We start from the raw sequence: 3,477 nt of genomic DNA on the forward strand, positions 1-3,477 counted from the left end.
AATCCTCTACGTCAGCAAGCCGCACATCGGCACCTTCCGGCTCGTCGGCATGGTCGAGAAGATCCGCGCCGAGATCATCGCGCTGGGCGGCGAGGTGCGCTTCGGGCAGCGGGTGAGCGACGTGCGGATCGAGGACGGACACATCCGGGGCGTGACGCTGGCCTCGGGCGAGGAAATTCGCGCCGACCATGTCGTGCTCGCGCTCGGCCACAGTGCCCGCGACACCTTCACGATGCTGCACGAGCGCGGCGTCTACATGGAAGCCAAGCCGTTCTCCATCGGCTACCGCATCGAGCACCCGCAAGGCGTCATCGACCGCGCCCGCTTCGGCCCGAACGCCGGCAACCCCATCCTCGGCGCGGCGGATTACAAGCTGGTCCACCACGCGAAGAACGGCCGAGCGGTCTACAGCTTCTGCATGTGCCCGGGCGGCACGGTGGTCGCGGCGACCTCGGAGCCGATGCGCGTCGTCACCAACGGCATGAGCCAGTACTCGCGCAACGAGCGCAACGCCAACGCGGGCATTGTCGTCGGCATCTCGCCCGAGGACTACCGGCAAGACCCCGGCGGCACGGGGCCGGTGAACCCGCTCGACGGCATGGCGTTCCAGCGCATCTGGGAATCCCGCGCCTATGAACTCGGCGAAGGCGGTTACCAGGCGCCGGGGCAACTCGTCGGCGATTTCATCAAGCGCCAGCGCAGCCGCGTGCTCGGCAGCGTCGAGCCGTCGTACAAGCCAGGGGTGCTGATGACCGATCTGGCGCAGAAGGACAATGGCTCGCTGCCCGTCTACGCGCTCGACGCGATCCGCGAGGCGCTGCCGGCGTTCGAGCGTCAGATCAAGGGCTTCTCGATGGCCGACGCGGTGCTGACCGGTGTCGAGACGCGCACCTCGTCGCCGCTGCGCCTCACGCGGGGGCGCGACTTCCAGAGCCTGAACGTGCGCGGACTCTTCCCGGCCGGCGAAGGTGCCGGCTATGCAGGCGGGATCATGTCGGCGGGCGTGGATGGCATCGAGGTGGCCGAGGCGCTGGGAGCAGACCTGCTCGGCGTGGTGAAGCCGTGATCTAGCACGGACGGACGCACACGGCACGCAGGGTCGATCGCAGGCACCGGGGCCGATTCCGCCCATTGTTCGTTCAATGGCCATGGCGGTTGAGACGGCACGCTGGAGGGATAACTAATCACTCCACCGAGCACACGTCCACCATGAGCCTCTTCACCAAGCACCAGCCGCCCGCCCCGAAACGACCGAACAAGCTGGCCTCTGCCCGCTCGCACCTCGTGGCGCTGGAGGCGCGGATGATGTTTGACGGCGCGGCGGTCGTTGCTGCGGCCGAGGTGCTCGATCCCCTGCACAGAGACCACCCCACCGACACCGGCGCGGACACCCACGCCCAGCCGATCGATGCAGTGCAGCCAGTGAGCCTGGAAGAGGCCGCCTCGGCATTGGTCGGTGCCACTTCAGCAGCACCGTCCCATGAAATTGCCTTCGTGGACGCCAGCTTGCCGAACGTGCAGGCCCTGATCGCCGGGCTGGACCGTTCAGTGGACATCGTGCTGATCGAGGGCAACCAGAACGGGGTGGCACAGATCGCCCAGGCGCTGGCCGGCCGCACCGGCATCGACGCCATCCACATCCTGTCGCACGGCAACGCAGGACAAGTCCACCTGGGCACCGCGCTGCTGACCACCGAATCGATCGCTGGCGAGTATGCCGAGGCGTTGACCACGATCCGGGGATCGCTCTCGGCACAAGCGGACGTGCTGATCTACGGCTGCGATGCAGGCGCGGGAGTCTCCGGACAAGCCTTCATCGAGGCACTGGCCGCCAGCACAGGTGCAGACGTGGCGGCCTCCACCGACACCACAGGTGCCGCTGCCCGCGGCGGCGACTGGGATCTGGAGGCCAAGGTAGGCGACATCGAGTCGCGCGCACTGTCCGCCCCGGTCTGGGACGGCGAGCTGGTGCAGACGACCATCAATCCGACCGGCGGCGCACTGGCCGATGGGTCTGACGGATTGCGGGTCTATGTGACCAATCTGGGGCAGCTCCAGGTGCAGTACCAGGGTGTTTATCAGGTCTACAACACCGGCGTGACCGACACCAGCACGAATCTGTTCAACGGCATTTACCTCGCGATCGGCAACACCGTGGTCGGCGCAAGCCAAAGTGCGACCACGACGGGCGCCAGCGGCACGATCGACGCCAACTGGAAATCCGTCGGCGCCCAGACCTTGACCGGCCTAGGGACTGAAGCCTCCCCCTACACCGTGACCACGCAGGTCTACTACGACGCCGACAGCAGCAATACCTACTCGGCAGCGACCGAGTTCATGGTCCAGATCCAGACCATCTACGCCGCCCCCAACAAATACTTCACCGAGAATGTGACGGTATATGCGCCGACCTCGAACACGAGCGTCGTCAAGTATTACCACACCCTGGACACTTATCTGGCCGGCGGCGACAACGGGCCGGCTTTTTCGCTCGACCCCAATCTGGCGATCAACAACAACACCGCCGGTGATCCCTCATTCGTCGGCGTTCGAAAAGGTGTCGGCACGGTCAATGAATCCATGGTCGGTTTTGCCGAGACCACCGGTGGCCGCCAGTTTGACCATTACTATTCGGCAGCCTACAACGGGGCCAACCTGTATGCCAGCGGCATCAACAATGGTGGCGACATCGTCAACACCTGGAACACCAACCCGAGTACCGACAACGGCCTGGGCATCCAGTACACATTGGGCGCCATCAACAGCGCGACCACGTTCAGCTACCACGTCGCCTTCGACGGGGATACGCGCCTGGATCTGGACGCCAACAACAGCAGCGGGGCCAGCGGTTCGGGCTACCAGGCGACGTTTTCAGCGGCCAGCGGCACCCCTGTCGCGGTGGTGGATGCGGACACCACCATCACCAACGTGATTGGCGACATCAACGACGCCACCATCACGCTGACCAATCCGCAGTCGGGTGATGCGCTGACGGTGAACGCCTCGCTGCTGCCAGCAGGCATCACCATCGATACCCTTTCACCCAACCGCATTCGCTTGACGGGCGCAGCCACCGAAGCCGCCTACCAGGACGCGCTCCAGCAAGTCATGTTCTACAGCAGCGGCGCCAGCAATGCGAGCCGCTCGGTGACGATTGCGCTGCACAACCAGATGTCCTCGACGGCCATCAGCGCCACCACCACGCTGACACCGCAGTTATCCCCGACCGTGGACCTGAATTCTGATCTCGTCTCGACCACCGTGACAGGCAATACGGTGGTCAATGGCGGATTCACCGATTACGCCGACCTGCCGTCCGGCTGGACCGAGAGCGGTGCCGGCGCGGCAACCGATGCCGGATTGACGGGGCGTTATGCATTTTCCAGCTCCAGCACGGCCACGCTGACCATGTCCGGCCTGACGGGGCTGAATGTCGGACCGGGTTTGAATGGCGCCGGTCAACTGACCTTCAACCTC

At 65.1% G+C, this 3,477-nt stretch carries 2 protein-coding genes; both read left to right on the top strand.

Going from position 1 to position 3,477, the window contains the following annotated elements:
* Positions 1-1,066, top strand: a 1,066-nt coding sequence (locus QZW52_RS18995) for an NAD(P)/FAD-dependent oxidoreductase (RefSeq protein WP_294001680.1), incomplete at its 5' end; no start/stop codon positions are given.
* A gap of 143 nt (positions 1,067-1,209) precedes the next feature.
* Positions 1,210-3,477 (top strand): DUF4347 domain-containing protein (locus QZW52_RS19000; protein ID WP_294001683.1); only part of this gene is annotated, 2,268 nt, incomplete at its 3' end.

Origin of the sequence: Sphaerotilus sp., assembly GCF_013299175.1 — a bacterium.
Taxonomy (GTDB): domain Bacteria; phylum Pseudomonadota; class Gammaproteobacteria; order Burkholderiales; family Burkholderiaceae_C; genus Sphaerotilus.